Annotated in this window: 11 protein-coding genes; 4 read left to right on the forward strand and 7 right to left on the reverse strand. The window is 70.2% G+C overall.

The window, feature by feature from the left end:
- Nucleotides 1–47: 47 nt before the first annotated feature.
- The 5 genes from J2Y69_RS10355 to J2Y69_RS10375 are packed head-to-tail and all read right to left on the reverse strand — an operon-like array spanning nt 48 to nt 5,784.
- On the reverse strand, nt 48–914 hold the full coding sequence (locus J2Y69_RS10355; protein ID WP_310020307.1) for a carbohydrate ABC transporter permease: 867 nt from the start codon (nt 912–914) through the stop codon (nt 48–50).
- A complete protein-coding gene (locus J2Y69_RS10360; RefSeq protein ID WP_310020309.1) occupies nt 904–1,818 on the reverse strand; it encodes a carbohydrate ABC transporter permease in 915 nt (304 codons plus the stop codon). Before J2Y69_RS10360 ends, J2Y69_RS10355 begins: the two co-directional genes overlap by 11 nt.
- Before the next feature lie 11 nt (nt 1,819–1,829).
- Nucleotides 1,830–3,110: an ABC transporter substrate-binding protein gene (locus J2Y69_RS10365; protein ID WP_310020311.1), complete on the reverse strand. Its 1,281-nt coding sequence runs from the start codon at nt 3,108–3,110 to the stop codon at nt 1,830–1,832.
- Nucleotides 3,111–3,124: 14 nt separating this feature from the next.
- Nucleotides 3,125–4,735, reverse strand: a complete 1,611-nt coding sequence (locus J2Y69_RS10370) for an FAD-dependent oxidoreductase (RefSeq protein ID WP_310020313.1) — start codon at nt 4,733–4,735, stop codon at nt 3,125–3,127.
- Complete coding sequence (locus J2Y69_RS10375) at nt 4,732–5,784, reverse strand: LacI family DNA-binding transcriptional regulator (RefSeq protein ID WP_310020315.1); 1,053 nt, start codon at nt 5,782–5,784, stop codon at nt 4,732–4,734. The genes J2Y69_RS10370 and J2Y69_RS10375 overlap by 4 nt, the downstream gene beginning before the upstream one ends.
- 202 nt (nt 5,785–5,986) lie before the next feature.
- On the opposite strand from J2Y69_RS10375, the gene J2Y69_RS10380 reads away from it, so the two are divergent.
- Together J2Y69_RS10380 and J2Y69_RS10385 are read left to right on the forward strand one after the other, a co-directional pair.
- Nucleotides 5,987–8,299, forward strand: a complete 2,313-nt coding sequence (locus J2Y69_RS10380; RefSeq protein WP_310020317.1) for a hypothetical protein — start codon at nt 5,987–5,989, stop codon at nt 8,297–8,299.
- A 131-nt stretch (nt 8,300–8,430) separates the two neighbouring features.
- The gene (locus J2Y69_RS10385) at nt 8,431–9,249 is read left to right on the forward strand and encodes an MBL fold metallo-hydrolase (RefSeq protein ID WP_310020319.1); all 819 of its coding nucleotides are present in this window, start codon (nt 8,431–8,433) and stop codon (nt 9,247–9,249) included.
- Nucleotides 9,250–9,345: 96 nt separating this feature from the next.
- On the opposite strand, the gene J2Y69_RS10390 is transcribed toward J2Y69_RS10385, so the two are convergent.
- On the reverse strand, nt 9,346–9,978 hold the full coding sequence (locus J2Y69_RS10390) for a TetR/AcrR family transcriptional regulator (RefSeq protein ID WP_310020321.1): 633 nt from the start codon (nt 9,976–9,978) through the stop codon (nt 9,346–9,348).
- A 33-nt stretch (nt 9,979–10,011) separates the two neighbouring features.
- Between J2Y69_RS10390 and J2Y69_RS10395 the strand changes: the two genes are divergently transcribed.
- Nucleotides 10,012–11,187, forward strand: a complete 1,176-nt coding sequence (locus J2Y69_RS10395; protein WP_310020323.1) for a DMT family transporter — start codon at nt 10,012–10,014, stop codon at nt 11,185–11,187.
- On the opposite strand, the gene J2Y69_RS10400 is transcribed toward J2Y69_RS10395, so the two are convergent.
- Nucleotides 11,099–12,427: a flavin monoamine oxidase family protein gene (locus tag J2Y69_RS10400; protein ID WP_310020325.1), complete on the reverse strand. Its 1,329-nt coding sequence runs from the start codon at nt 12,425–12,427 to the stop codon at nt 11,099–11,101. The genes J2Y69_RS10395 and J2Y69_RS10400 overlap by 89 nt on opposite strands.
- Nucleotides 12,428–12,548: 121 nt before the next feature.
- On the opposite strand from J2Y69_RS10400, the gene J2Y69_RS10405 reads away from it, so the two are divergent.
- Nucleotides 12,549–13,619, forward strand: coding sequence for a substrate-binding domain-containing protein (locus J2Y69_RS10405; protein ID WP_310020327.1), 1,071 nt, complete (start codon nt 12,549–12,551; stop codon nt 13,617–13,619).
- Nucleotides 13,620–13,705: the final 86 nt, after the last annotated feature.

Here is a 13,705-nt window from a genome sequence, read left to right on the forward strand (position 1 = left end):
CTGTGAGCAGGTTGAGGTGCGGTTCCCCGGGCCGACGGATCAGCCGGTCAGCCCTTCAGGCCGGAGTGCGCGAGCCCCTCGACGAACTGCCTCTGCGCGATCAGGAACACCACGAGCACCGGGATGACGGTCATGGTCGCCGCGGCGAGCTGCGTGTTCCACATCTCCCCGCCGTAGGCGTCGGTGTACCTCGTGAGCGCCTGCGGAAGGGTGAACAGCTCGGGCGAGGTGATGTAGACGGTCGGCTCGAGGTAGAGGTTCCAGGAGGCGAGGAAGGTCAGGATCGCGACGGCCGAGAGAGCCGGCTTCGCGAGCGGCAGGCTGATCCGCCACCAGATGGCGACCCGGCCGAGCCCGTCGAGCCGGGCCGCCTCCTCGAGCTCCGGAGGCAGGGCGATGAAGAACTGCCGCATGATGAACGTCGCGAGCACGCAGGGCGCCGCGAACGCGGTCACGAGGATCAGCGGCCAGTGGGTGTTGATCATCCCGACCTGGGTGAACATCTGGAAGAGCGGGACGATCGTCACCTCGCCGGGGACCAGCAGGCCGATGAGCGTGACGAGGAACAGCAGATTCTGCCCGCGGAAGCGGATCCGAGCGAAGGCGTAGCCGGCGAGGCTCGACACGAGCATCACGATGAGGGTGACGACGACGGCGATGTAGACGCTGTTGGCGTACTGCCGGGCGAAGGGCTGGAACGCGAAGGCCTCGGCGTACGCGGCCCAGGTGGGCGAGGCGGTGAAGAGGGTGGGCGGGGACGCCAGGATCTCGTTCAGCGGCTTGAACGACGAGGCGATCATCCACACCGTCGGCACCACGAACGGGAGGGCCATCACCGCGAGGGCGACGTACAGGACGACCCGGCGGACGATCCGGCCGGCACTGCGCTGCGGGCGGCGAGTCTCAGTCCTCATAGAAGACCCACTTTCTGCGGAGCTGCCATTGGAGGACCGTGAGCAGCATCACGAACGTCAGGAGCATCAGCGCGAGGGTCGAGCCGTAGCCGATGTTGTTGAAGCTGAAGGCCTGCTGGAACACGTAGTAGACGAGCACGGTCGTGGACAGACCGGGTCCGCCGCCGGTCAGCACGGCGATCTGTGCGAACGCCTGCAGCGCGCCGACGATCGTGATGATCGCCGTCAGCATCAGCGTGGGGGAGATGAGCGGCAGGGTGATCCTGCGGAAGATGGTCGCGTTCGTCGCGCCGTCGATGCGGGCCGCCTCGTAGAGCTCGGAGGGCACGCCCTGCAGGGCGGAGAGGAAGAGCACCATGTTCACGCCGACGCTGCGGATCACCTGGGTGACGATGACGACGGCCATCGCCGTCGGCCCCTCCAGGAGCCAGTTGGGCCCGGTGATCCCGAACTGCGCGAGCAGGCCGTTGATGGCGCCGTTGTCCTGCAGCAGGAACCCCCACACGAGTGTCCAGGCGACGACCGAGACGACGACCGGCGAGAAGAACAGGGTCCGGAAGAAGGTCACGCCGCGGAACTTGCGGTTCAGGAGCACGGCGAGACCCAGCCCGAGGGCGATGTTCAGCACGACCACGCCGATCGAGAAGAGCGCGGTCGCGCCGAGCACGCTCGGCAGCTGCGGATCGCTCGCGAGGGCGGCGTAGTTCTCGCCCCCGACGAAGGTGAGCCGCCCGGTGAAGATGTTCCACTCGTTGAGGCTGTAGTAGATCGCGAGCCCGACCGGGACGAGGACGAAGACGAGGACGCCGAGCACCTGCGGGGTGACGAAGAGGTATCCGGTGAGCGCGTCTCGCCGGCCCATCGTCCAGAAGGGGCGGCTCCGTCCCGCCCCTTCCGTCGTCATTGTCCGGCCCGTCACTTCGCGAGGAGGGGATCGATCGCCGTGCACACGCTGCCGAGGACGGCGGAGACGTCGGCCCCCGGCGTCCACATCGCATCGAGCGCGGTCTTCGCCTTCTGGGCGATCTCGGCGGGGCTCGTGTGGTTCGGCAGGGTCACGGCGTTCGGGAGCTGATCGACGACGACCCGCTGGAGCTGGTCGGCGGTGAGCTTCGTGTTGTTGGCGGCCAGCTTCTCGCCCGTCAGGAGCGACTCGCGCGGCTGCGGGAAGAACTCCGCCAGGCGCGCCGCGTTCTCGGGGTTCGTGAGGAAGGCGAGGAAATCGGTCGACTCCTGCACGTGCGCGCTCGACTGGAGGACCCCGACACCGGCCTGGCCGAGGACGGAGTACGCGCCGACCGGACCGGTGGGCAGGGGGAGGACGTCGTACTCGAAGGATCCGTCCAGGAGCGATGCCCGGGAGACCTGGGCGATCGTGAAGGCGGCGTCGCCGGCGAAGAAGTCGGCGGTGACGCCGGGACCGGGCATCGAGGCGTCGACGTAGACGGCGTCGTGGATGAACTCGAACGCCTTGGTCATCTCCGGGCTGTCGAACTCGCAGGTCTTGCCGTCCTTGCTCCAGGCGGAGGCGCCCCAGCCGGTCCAGATCGTCGCGAGCGTGTTCCAGGACGCGAAGTCGAAGTCGCGGACGACGAAGCCGCCCTTGCCGGTCGCGGCGTTCACCGCCGATCCGATCTCGGACACCCGATCCCAGGTGAGCGCCGATCCGTCGATGCTCTGGCCCGCCTGAGCGAGCAGGGTCTTGTTCACGTAGACGGCGAAGGGGGAGTTGGAGAAGGGGTAGGCGTAGAGCTTCCCGTCCTTCGTGAACTCGGCCGTCACGCTGCCCAGCAGATCGTCGTACTTCCATCCGTCGGTCGTTTCGAGCGCATCGGTGAGCGGGACCAAGGCGTCGGAGGCGATGAGGTCCTTCGAGAGATCGCCCATCCAGGCCAGGTCCGGGGAGTTGCCGCCGGCGATCTGCGTCGTGAGGGTGGTGTTGTAGTCGGCGAAAGGGAGGCTGTCGTAGGTGATCGAGCCGATCTCGGGGTGATCGGCCTTGTAGGCGTCCGCGATCGAGCCGAGCAGGGCGAGCTGGCTCTCGTTGGACGTCCACACGGTCATGCGGAGATCGACGCTGCCGGCGGAGGCCGTGGTCGGCCCGCTCGTTCCCGGTGATGCGCTGCATCCGGCGATGACGAGCATCGCGGTCGTCGCGAGCGCTGCCGCGCTGGCCAGCTTCTTTGCTGTGTTCATGTCGCTGTCTTCCCTCAGTAGCCGACGATGTCGGGCCAGTGGATTTCGATCCCCGCCTCGATGAGGCGGGTCTGGAGCCGCTTGAGCAGCTCCGGGTCCGGGAGCACGTCTCCCGGGCGGACGGCGTGGTCGATGCAGAACGCCGCGAGGACGCCCGCCGACTCGCCGATGTTCCATTCGACGGGGTGCAGGCGGTACGCCCCGTTGGTGATGTGCGTCGTGCCGATGTTCTTCGCCGCGGGCAGGAGGTTCTTCGTCCGCACCGGGATGAGCGCACCGAGCGGGATCTCGAACGGCGCGCACTCGACGTCGATGTAGTTGTCGCCGCCCGTGGACGGGTGCAGGTCGATGCGGTACATGCCCACCCCGACCGAGTCCGGGAAGACGGCGGGCCGTCCGTGCCCGCGGACCGCGACCGACACGTCCTGTTCGACCACCGTGGTCCTGGCGACGATCCGCCGCGACTCCCGGATGTAGGGCGCCTGGGCGAAGCCGTCATCGGTGCCGACGAGGTCGCCGCGGAGGCGGAGTCCCGGCCATCCTCTGCCGCCGTCGGGGCGGGGCGCCTCGGTCTGGAGCCAGTAGAAGTAGGCGCGGGACTGCGCCTTCGCCGCGGCGAGGTGCGTGGCGCGGGTCTCCTCGTCGACGTCGATGATGCTGCCGCCCAGGTAGTCGAGCTGCGGCCAGTTGGCCACCACGACGTCGCTCTCGTACGCACCCGGGGTGAAGTTCTGGCGCGCCGCGATGCGGCGGAACCGCCAGAGGTCGGTGTCGCCGGCGTCGAGCCGCGGGTCCTCGGGGGCGTGCAGCGCGTCGAGGTCGGGGTTGACGTCGAGCGTCCGCGTCTCCGGGACGAGGGTCCTCGGGTTCGGTGCGGTGAACGACAGCATCGCATCGCCCCAGAAGTCCGGCTGCACGCGGCGCCAGTGGTCGTAGTCGTCCGGGCGGTCGATCGTGTGATCGCCATCGACGTGGTCGAAGACGAAGCACCAGGCGATCGACTGCACGTTGGCGGGGTCGGCGACCTCGGCTGCGCTCGGCTCCCCGGTGCGCGCGTGCGCCTCGGTGCCGATGATGTACTCCGTCCCGGTGAGCGGCAGCAGCTCGCCCGTCTCCGTGGCGTCCAGCACCAGAGGCGCGGAGACGACGACCTGCTCGTGCGTCCGCGTGTGGGCGAGGGTGACGGCGGTGACGACGTCGTCGTGGACCTCCGCCGAGACGGGGGCATGGGGCTGGAGGACGACCAGACGGCCGCTGGCGATGTGCGGTGCGAGCATCTGCGTGATGACGGCCAGGGCGACGCGGGGCTCGTGGCAGAGCCTGCTCACCCGGCCCAGTCCCGGGTTGAGGTGAGGGTCGCGCCGTGCGTCCTCCGTCAGCGGATAGAAGTCGCGGTAGTAGGCGCGGATGCCGTCGCGCAGCTCGCGATAGCCGGCGGTGATGCCGAACTGCTCCACCCAGATGTGCTCGTCCGGCGGGACCGCCTGGGAGGTGAGCTGGCCGCCGAGCCAGTCGTGCTCCTCGCTGAGGACGACCCGCTTGCCGGAGCGCAGCGCGCCCAGGGCCGCGGCGACGCCGCCGACGCCGCCGCCGATGACCGCGACGTCGGTCGTGAGGCGCCTCATCGGATGCCCGCGGATGACGTCAGGGTGTCGCCGATCTCGACCCGGCCGGCGAGGAGGCGCTGGGTGTCGAGGTCGGCCCAGTCGTCCGACGGGGTTGTGACGAGCCGCTGGAGGAGGCCGAGGGCGTCGGCCGCGACCTGCAGACGCGGAGTGTGGAAGCCGGAGAGCGCGACGCCCTCGATGCGGTGGCCGCTGACGTCGCCGAGCGCGGTGATCGAGACCTGAGCGGGGACGGCGATGCCGGCGGAGGCCAGAGCGCCCGCCGCGTCCTCGGCGATGAACGCGTCCTGGGCGAACACGATGCTCGCGCCTGCCCCGGCGATGACCGAGGGCAGCTCGGCGAGGTCGGTCGTGTCGACGCTGACGTGCGTGAAGCGGAGATCGCCCCGCTCGTGAGCTGCCTGGAGGGCCGCACGACGGTCGTTGGCGGTGGGGCTCTCGCGGTCGTGGTGCAGATAGATCGCGTCGGTGTGGCCGAGGGCGGTCGCCGCGTCCACGAGCTCCGTCGTCAGGGTCGCATAGTCGATCCCGACGTACGGCACGTGGGCATCGGTCTCGTCCCGGCGTCCGACGGCCACGAACGGGAAGCCCTCGTCGACGAGACGCGTGAGGTCGCCCCCGTCCATGTGCTGGCCGAGGAGGATGCAGCCGTCGGCGAGGCGCAGGCGGGTGTTCCGATGGAAGAGGCTCCTGCTGCCGTTCTCGACGGGGGAGCTGGTGAAGAACAGGAGATCGCAGCCGATCTGCTCGGCGGCACGTTCCAGGCCGTTGAGGAGCGGGCCGTAGAAGTCCATGCTCTCGGGGGAGAGGGCCGGCTCGTAGGTGAAGACGCCGATGATCTTGTTGTCCAGGCCGGCGAGCCGGCGTGCGGCGGGGTCGGCGACGTACGTGGACTGCTCGATCGCCTGCCTGACCCGCTCGCGGGTGGCCTCCGGGATACGGACGTTCGACCCGTCGCGGTCGTTCAGCACCATCGAGACGGTGGTCTGGCTGACGCCCGCGATCTTCGCGATCTCGCGCTGCGTCACATTGCGTGTCTTCGGTGACATCCCGGTTCCCATCGACTGCTGATAATGCCTATTTGCAGGCCGTGCTGATGACGATAATGCGTAACATCAACTTTCGCAACCTTCTTGACAGGCGTCGACCGGCCGCGGGAGTGTGGAGATCGCTCACTCTGCTAATGCCTATTAGCAGATCCTTGACGATCCGATGCGGGACGATCCCGGATCGGGGAACGGAACGAGGACGATGACGTCTCAGCCGACCGACCGACCCCTGCTCTCCCGCCGCGGCTTCCTCGGCGCCACACTGGCGGCGGGGGTGATCCTCGTCGCGGACCCGAGTCCCGTGACCGCGACCGCGGCAGCCGGCGACGTCACGCTCAGCGCCGGAGGCATCAGCATCCTCGCCAGCGTCGGCGGGCGCATCGCCATCCGTGACGCCGACGGTGTCACCCGATCGCAGGGCTCGAGGTTCCAGGTCAAGGACACGGCGGCGGGCATCCAGGTGACCACGGGCGGAACGCCCTCCCTCGTCACGCTGCCGGACGGGACGGCCGCCATCCGCATGGACTACGCGCTTCCCCCGGCGCTCGGCTCGACGACCGTCTTCGGGCTCTTCACCGTCTCGACCAACCGGGCACACCTCGAGTGGCACGTCAGCGGCCCGTCGACCCTCGTCCCGGACGGGTTCCTGTTCAGTCGCGCGATCGCCTCGCCGACGGAGGCCGACCGCTTCGTCCCGGTGACGGAGTGGGTGCGCGATGCGGGCGGCGGGATCCCGTACGAGGACACGGCGGGCATCGCCCACGTCTCCACCTGGGGACCGCTCCACGGCATGTACCTGCTCGAACGATCGCGGCAGGCCTGGACGAACTCCACCTGGATCCACTCGCCCGGCGTGCAGCAGGCCGATGGGAGCTATCGGAGCACCGCCGACTTCTTCTTCAGCGCCACGAGGCCGAGCGCGACCGCGGCCATCGGCATGAGCCGAGCCCTCGGCCTCGAGATCTGGACGGACAAGGACTTCAACATCTGGGGCGGTGCGGGCGAGACGATCTCGGTCGCAGCCCTCGTGGCCAACGGCGGGTCGAGCGCGCGCAGCGTGACCCTCTCGTGGTGGGTGCGCGACTACGACGGCGCGATGCTCGCGACCGATTCGACGACGGTGACGGTTCCCGCGAACGGGACGACGGAGCACACCTTCTCGATGCCGTCACCGGCGGAGGGCATCGCGCTGGCCGAGGTCTCCGCGGTGGCCGGCGCCGACGAGGCGTTCGCGAGGACGACGCTCGCGGTGCTGGCGCCGCAGACCTACACGGCGGGCGGGGGCAGCATGTTCGGGATCGCGAACTATCCCTGGCTGCAGGTGCCGTCGGCCGCAGCGCTCCTGGACCTCTGGCAGCGCGTCGGCATCGAGCGGGTCAGGATCGCCTATGACGGCGGTCCCGGCCTGCCGCCCTCGGCGTTCGACGCCCGCGGCATGCACCACAACATCGAGCTCCAGCCGTCGCTGGACGCGAGTGCCGCGGATGCCGCGACGTGGGCGGCGAACGCGACGACCACGGCGGTCGCCGCCGGCGCCGAGTACTTCGAGGTGGGCAACGAGCTGAACCGGCCCTTCAACACCGGCCTTGCCGCCCAGGCCTACATCGACAAGGCGCTGCGTCCCGTCGTGGACTACGCCGCGACGCTGCCCGCAGCGCCGAAGATCCTCAACAACGGTCTGGCGGGGATGGACAGGCCGTGGGTGGAGAACTTCATCGCCGCCGGAGGCTGGGACCTCATCGACGGCTTCGCCTACCACCCGGGGCGGGGCAACGTCACCCCGGATCACATCCCGACGACCGGGGGAGGGGACGCCGGCCCTACCGGCGACTACTGGAACTTCCTGGGCGGGCTGCGGCAGCTGAAGGAGCTCATGGCGGTGCACGGCGAGAAGGAGATCTGGCTCACCGAGGCGTACGCCTGCACACGTCCGAACGGATGGTGGAACGACACCTCCCGGCATGCCGCGGAGAACGTGTTCCTGACCCTGGCGCTCGCGAAGGCCGAGGGCGTCCGCAACGTGTGCTGGTACCAGTTCCACGACAGCGTGCTGGGGCAGCCGCAGGTGGCGGATCCCGAGAACGTCGAGTACCACTACGGGCTGATGAACCGCGACGTGAGCGCGAAGCCGTCCCTGCTCGCCTATGCGACGGCTGCGAAGGTCTTCGACCAGGCGAGCTTCCTCGGCTGGGCCGCGTTCGACGATCCGCAGAACAGGGGGCTCCTGTTCGACACGCCGGATGGCCCTGCCGCCGTGCTCTGGAACCGCGCCGACGGCTACGTGCTGAACGCGGACCACGACCCGTCCGGCTGGTGGTTCGCGGCCCCCGAGGTCTGGATCGATCCGTGGCCGACCAAGACCTCCCTCACGGTTCCCGTGCTCGGGGCGAGCGCACATCAGGTCGACGCGATCGGGCGGACCACGGCGCTGACGGTCACCGGGTCGAGTGTGACCATCACCCTCGACGGCGCTCCGCGGGTGTTCTACGGGCTGAGCCTCGACGCGGTCGGCTGAAGGGCGAAGAGAACGGGCGAAGGGGGCGGGGCGCGGAGAATGCGCTCGCAGTAGCGTTGGCACATCGGCGGTGACGTCGAGTCGTACGGGGCGCCGACCTGAGCGCTCGACGTCGAGAAGGAGTGTCGATCATGCCCATCATGCTCTGCGAGACGTGCGCGGTGGAGCACGCCCAGCCGCTGCCCGAGGTCTGCGCGATCTGTGCGGACGAGCGGCAGTGGGTGCCCGGCGACGGGCAGCGGTGGACGACGCTCGAGCATCTTCGCGAGACCTCCTCGATCGAGGTCTCCCCGCTCGAGGCGGGTGGTCTGGCTCTCATCGTCCGTCCGGCGCTCGGAATCGGGCAGAGGTCGATCTATGCGCCCGCGAAGGATGGCGGCCCAGGGCTCCTCTGGGATCCGGTCGGGCTGGTCACGGACCACGCCGTCGATGTGCTGCGGAAGGCGGGAGGGGTGGCCGCCGTCGTCGCGAGCCATCCGCACATGTACGGCGCCCAGGTCTCGTGGGCCGAGGCGCTCGACGCCGTCGTCCTGGTGCACTCGGCCGACGACGCGTTCCTGGCGCGGGACGATCGTCGGGTCCAACGCTGGTCGGGGTCGAGGGAGGTCGTCCCCGGCATCGCCCTGCACACGCTCGGCGGTCACTTCCCCGGCGCGGCCGTCGCGGTATGGGAGGCGGGGAGCGACGGCGAGGGCTCCCTGCTGGCAGGGGACACCATCCAGCCGAAGCCCGACGGCCGCAGCGTGTCGTTCATGCGCTCGTTCCCGAACCACATCCCCCTCTCGGCCGCGGTCGTGCGGAGGGTCGCGGACGCCGCCCTGTCGCTGCGCTTCCGGAGGATCTACGGGAATCTCGGGTCGCAGGTCATCGATGACGGGCGGTCTGCGATCGAGAGGTCCGCCGAGCGCTACATCGGCTGGGTCTCCGGCGAGTTCGACCACCTCACCTGAGCCCGCCGTCTCAGGAGCGCAGAGGGGGCCGGGGAGGGCAGTGCCGGGAACGCCTGTCCGTCCGTCCACTCGGAGACGTGACCCGAGTCGGTTTCGTCATCGAATGTCAACGGCGGAGGGAGGCTCCGGGATTGACGGGAGGGCCTCGACGAGCAGGTGGCGGGCGATGTCCCGGGCGACCTCGAACGGCTGGGCGAAGGTCTCCATGCCGACCGTGACGATCGCCCCCTCGTAGAGCAGCATCATGGCCCGGGCCATCGCCTCCGGGGCGTCCACGCCCGCCCCGCGGCACAGGTCGTCGAAGACCTCGAGCAGCCAGGCCTTCTGGCGCGAGACCTCCGGGAAGACCGGGTGGCCGTCGTGCCCGTCGCCGATCTCCGCTCGGGCGTTGATCGCGCTGCACCCCTTGGGGCTGTATTCGTCGGACCAGGTGATCGCCGCGTCGAAGATCGCCAGCACCCGCTCGACGCCCGGCTCCGGCGCGAGGGCCAGATGGGCTGCGACGTGCTCGCGCCACAGCAGGTCCCTGTGCTGCAGGTACGACACCACGAGCGACTCCTTCGAGCCGAATCGGTCGTACAGGGTCTTCTTCGTCACGCCGGCGGCCTCGGCGATGGTGTCCACTCCGACGGCGTGGATCCCGCGTTCGTAGAAGAGGAGGGAGGCGGCGTCGAGGACCCGGCGGGCGCCGGGGGTCAGGGGGGTGAGCTCGGGGATGGAGACGGTCACAGATTGACTATACCAGTCTGTATAGTCAATCTCATGAGTAAACAGATCGGTGTACTCCATGGCGTCGTGACGGTCCTCGCCGCGGCGGCGTTCGTCGCCACCTGGAGCTCCGGGTTCATCATCGCCGCGATCGCCACCGTCGACGTCTCACCGCTGACGCTGCTCGTCTGGCGATTCGTGCCCCTGGCGGTCGTGCTCCTGGCCCTTGTCCTGGTCACCGGTGCCGGCCGTGGGGTCGCAGGGGCGGTCCTGCGCCGCCAGGCGGCCGTCGGGCTGTTCGCGCAGTTCGGCTACTGCGCATCCGTCTATGCCGCCATCGCCGCGGGCGTCGCGACGGGGACGACCGCGTTGATCGACGCCGTCCAGCCGCTCGTGGTGGCGATCCTCGTCGGCCCGCTGCTGGGCCTCCGGGTGAGGGGGATCCAGTGGGCGGGACTCGTCGTCGGGGCGGCGGGCGTCCTCCTCGTCGTCCGCTCGCAGCTCGACGGCTCGGGCGCCCCTCCCGCGGCGTATCTGCTGCCGGCCCTCGCGATGGCGTGCCTGATCGTCGGCACATTCATCCAGCGGCGCTCGGCCTCGGCGCCGGGGGTGCTCCTGACGCTGACCGTCCATGTCGGTGTCGCCGCGATCGTCCTCGTCGTCATCGCCGCGTCGACCGGGACCCTCCTTCCCCCGGCATCCGCGTCGTTCTGGCTCGCCGCCGTCCTGGCCGCCGTGTTTCCGACCCTGTCCGCCTACGGCCTCTACTGGTGGCTGCTGCGTCGTGTGGGGATCACGGCGCTCAACGCCCTTCTCTTCCTGGTCGCCCCGGCCACGGCCGGGGCCGGGGCAGTGCTGTTCGGGGAGCCTCTCACCGGGGTGACGCTGGCCGGGTTCGTGCTCTGCGGCGCCGGGGTGGCCGCGGTGCTCCTCGGCGACGCCCGTGCGCAGGGCTCCGCCGGTGGCGATTGGGACCGGAGCCGTCACCCGCCTGCTCATCCCCGCCGTGCTGGCCATCGTGGCGGTCCGTGTCACCGGCCCCCGCCGTCGGCGGAACCCGCCGCGGCGTGCGACGAGCGGGGAAGAGCCGGAGAACCCCGGCGCCGCGTCCTGCCGTCGGGCGTCGATCGGTCATCGCCGCTCAGCGGTCGCTCCACGCCTCCTCAATGCGGATCGGGCGGCCCAGGACGTTCTCCGCCGCACGGTGCCCTGAGCAGAGCGCGGCCGTGACGGTCGCGGGGTCATCGGTCCAGGTCGCCTCGCCGGCGATGTGCAGGACCCCGCCGATCGGTGTCGCCAGGAGATCGTGATCGGCCGTCGTCGAGCCCACCGTCATGTACGCGTAGGCGCCGCGGGCGAACGGGTCGTCCTGCCACGCCGTGACGCGGACGTGCGTCGGCCGTTCGGCGCGGTCGCCGTAGAGGCGCCGCAGCTGGACCATGACGGATTCGGCCACCCGGCTCTCGTCCCATCCGCGAGTGCCCGCGGCGGCCGGTCCTGCGGCGAACGTCAGCAGCGTCGGGGTCCCGTGCAGGGGAGTGAGGTCGTACCAGGAATGCCACCAGCGTCCCTCGGGTCCCTGCTGCCGGATCGCGTAGACCCCGTCGTCCCAGAAACGAGTCGGGAACCGCAGGAAGACCTTCTCGAAGGCGTTCATCGTGAGGCGGCCCAATGCCCCCGCGACAGGCTCGGGGAGCGGTGGATCGATGACGAGGTCGGGGGAACGGAGCACGCCCACCGGGACCGTGACGATCGCGGTGTCCGCCGTCAGCGTTCCGAGGTCCGTGGTGACGGCCACGCCGTCCCGCCCCCAGCGGACGTGCGAGACCACGTGTCCGAGGCGGACGTCGAGTCCGTCCGCGAGCCGGACCGGCAGACGGTCGTAGCCGTCGGGGAAGACCACCTCGTCGCCGTCGATCGAGTCGTCGTCGAGGCCGTGCGCGGCAAGGTCCGCGATCCACGCCCCGTACTGCTCCTCCGATCGATGCCGGAGATACTCGCGGACCCGCTCCCGACGCTCGTCGTCCCAGTCCTGCGCGGCGAGCGCCGTCTCCGTCACGTCGAGGTAGGAGGCGTCGGGGGCGGACGCCGCGACGACGCCGAGGAGCGTGGCGTCCAGCGAATGGACGTCGGAGGCGAAGCTCCGGGCCGCGGCATCCGTGAGTCGATCCCCGTCGGGTCCGTAGTAGGCGATCGGCCGGCTGTCCGGCTGATAGCCGCCGACGGTGAACTCCCTCATCCGCATGCCGAAGGCCTCGGCCGCGGCGGCGACCGGACTGTCCGCGATCCCGTGGATCCACGAGGCGCCGAGGTCGGTGACGTGACCGTCGACCCGCTCCGTCCAGACCCGTCCGCCCACGCGATCGCGAGCCTCGAGCACGACGACGCGTCGGCCGGCCCGCATCAGGAGCCGCGCAGCGGTCAGGCCAGAGACCCCCGCACCGACCACGATCGTGTCGAACCGATCCATCTCCGGCCTCCTCGCCTTCGCCGCTGCGGCGCGTTCCGATGCTAGCGCCAGCGATCCGGGGCCGGAGGGCTTCTGTTCTTCTTGCACGTTTCCGATAGCCTGCTGAAAAGAAGGAGGGCCGATGCGCGCTCATGTGCGGTCGCGTCAGCAGCGTCTGATCGATCTGGTGCGCGAGCACGGAGCGGTCTCGGTGCGTGCTCTGGCGGAGCAGCTCGACGTGCACGTCGTCACCGTCCGGCGGGACCTCGACCTGATGGTCGAGGCGGGCCAGCTCGGACGGCGGCACGGTGCGGCGGTGTGGCTCGGCCCCGACGAGCGGACGGCTGCGGAGGACGGCGTCCTGATCGGCATGCTCGTCCCGGTGCGGGACTACTACTTCGGTGAGATCATCCGCGGGGCGAGGGAGGCGGCGTCCGGCCTCGGGATGCGGCTCATGCTCACGCTCGGCGAGTACGAGCCGGCCGATGACGCCGTCCAGGTGCAGCGGATGCTGGACTCCGAGGTGGACGGGATGCTGCTGGCTCCCGCGTTCGAGACCGGGCGGTTCCAGGAGGAAGCGTGGCAGCGGCTCGCCGCATCCGGACTTCCGGCGGTCGTGCTCGAACGTCGGATGGCCCCCGGGAACCCGCTGGCCCGATACGACGCCGTCTACGCCGACCATGCGCACGGTGTCGCCGAGGCGCTCCGCCACCTGGTCGAGAGCGGGCGGCGGCGCGTGGCGATGCTCGCCCGGAACACCGCACCGGGAGCCCGCTATCACGAGGGCTATCTCGCGGGCCTCGACGAGCTCGGGCTCCAGGCGCCGTTCCCGGTCCTCCCCGCGGCCGGTCAGTTCATGGACCTTGAGGCGTTCGCGTCGAACGTCCGCCGGATCACGGGAGCGGTCCGCGAAGGGAGCCTGGACGGCTTGATCGTGCAGAACGACGAGAGCGCCCTGGAGCTCCTGACCGCCCTGATCGATGAGGGGCTGGACATTCCGGGGGAGCTCGCGATCATCGCCTACGACGATGAGATCGCCGAGTTCGGGGCGATTCCGCTGAGTGCCGTCGCCCCGCCCAAACGGGAGGTCGGACGCCGGGCCGTGCACCTGCTCGCCGCCAGGATGGCCGAGCGCGAGAACGGGACCGAGGCGGAGACGATCCAGCACCAGGCGCTGCTCCCGACGCTCCGCCTGCGCGCCTCGACCCCCTGACCCTGCACACCTCTGTGCTCCGCCCCTGAGGTGCTTGCCCGTCCCCTGCCCGCGCTGCATAACCCCGCCCGCGCTGCGCAGATCTG

It is taken from the genome of Microbacterium resistens, from assembly GCF_031456305.1.
In the GTDB taxonomy this organism is placed as follows: Bacteria; Actinomycetota; Actinomycetes; order Actinomycetales; family Microbacteriaceae; genus Microbacterium; species Microbacterium resistens_A.

Coding starts and splice junctions, on each gene's coding strand:
- J2Y69_RS10380 (WP_310020317.1), top strand. CDS start 5,987: ATGACGTCTCAGCCGACCGACCGACCCCTGCTCTCCCGCCGCGGCTTC.
- J2Y69_RS10360 (WP_310020309.1), bottom strand. CDS start 1,818: ATGACGACGGAAGGGGCGGGACGGAGCCGCCCCTTCTGGACGATGGGC.
- J2Y69_RS10375 (WP_310020315.1), bottom strand. CDS start 5,784: ATGTCACCGAAGACACGCAATGTGACGCAGCGCGAGATCGCGAAGATC.
- J2Y69_RS10400 (WP_310020325.1), bottom strand. CDS start 12,427: ATGGATCGGTTCGACACGATCGTGGTCGGTGCGGGGGTCTCTGGCCTG.
- J2Y69_RS10370 (WP_310020313.1), bottom strand. CDS start 4,735: ATGAGGCGCCTCACGACCGACGTCGCGGTCATCGGCGGCGGCGTCGGC.
- J2Y69_RS10385 (WP_310020319.1), top strand. CDS start 8,431: ATGCCCATCATGCTCTGCGAGACGTGCGCGGTGGAGCACGCCCAGCCG.
- J2Y69_RS10355 (WP_310020307.1), bottom strand. CDS start 914: ATGAGGACTGAGACTCGCCGCCCGCAGCGCAGTGCCGGCCGGATCGTC.
- J2Y69_RS10395 (WP_310020323.1), top strand. CDS start 10,012: ATGAGTAAACAGATCGGTGTACTCCATGGCGTCGTGACGGTCCTCGCC.
- J2Y69_RS10365 (WP_310020311.1), bottom strand. CDS start 3,110: ATGAACACAGCAAAGAAGCTGGCCAGCGCGGCAGCGCTCGCGACGACC.
- J2Y69_RS10405 (WP_310020327.1), top strand. CDS start 12,549: ATGCGCGCTCATGTGCGGTCGCGTCAGCAGCGTCTGATCGATCTGGTG.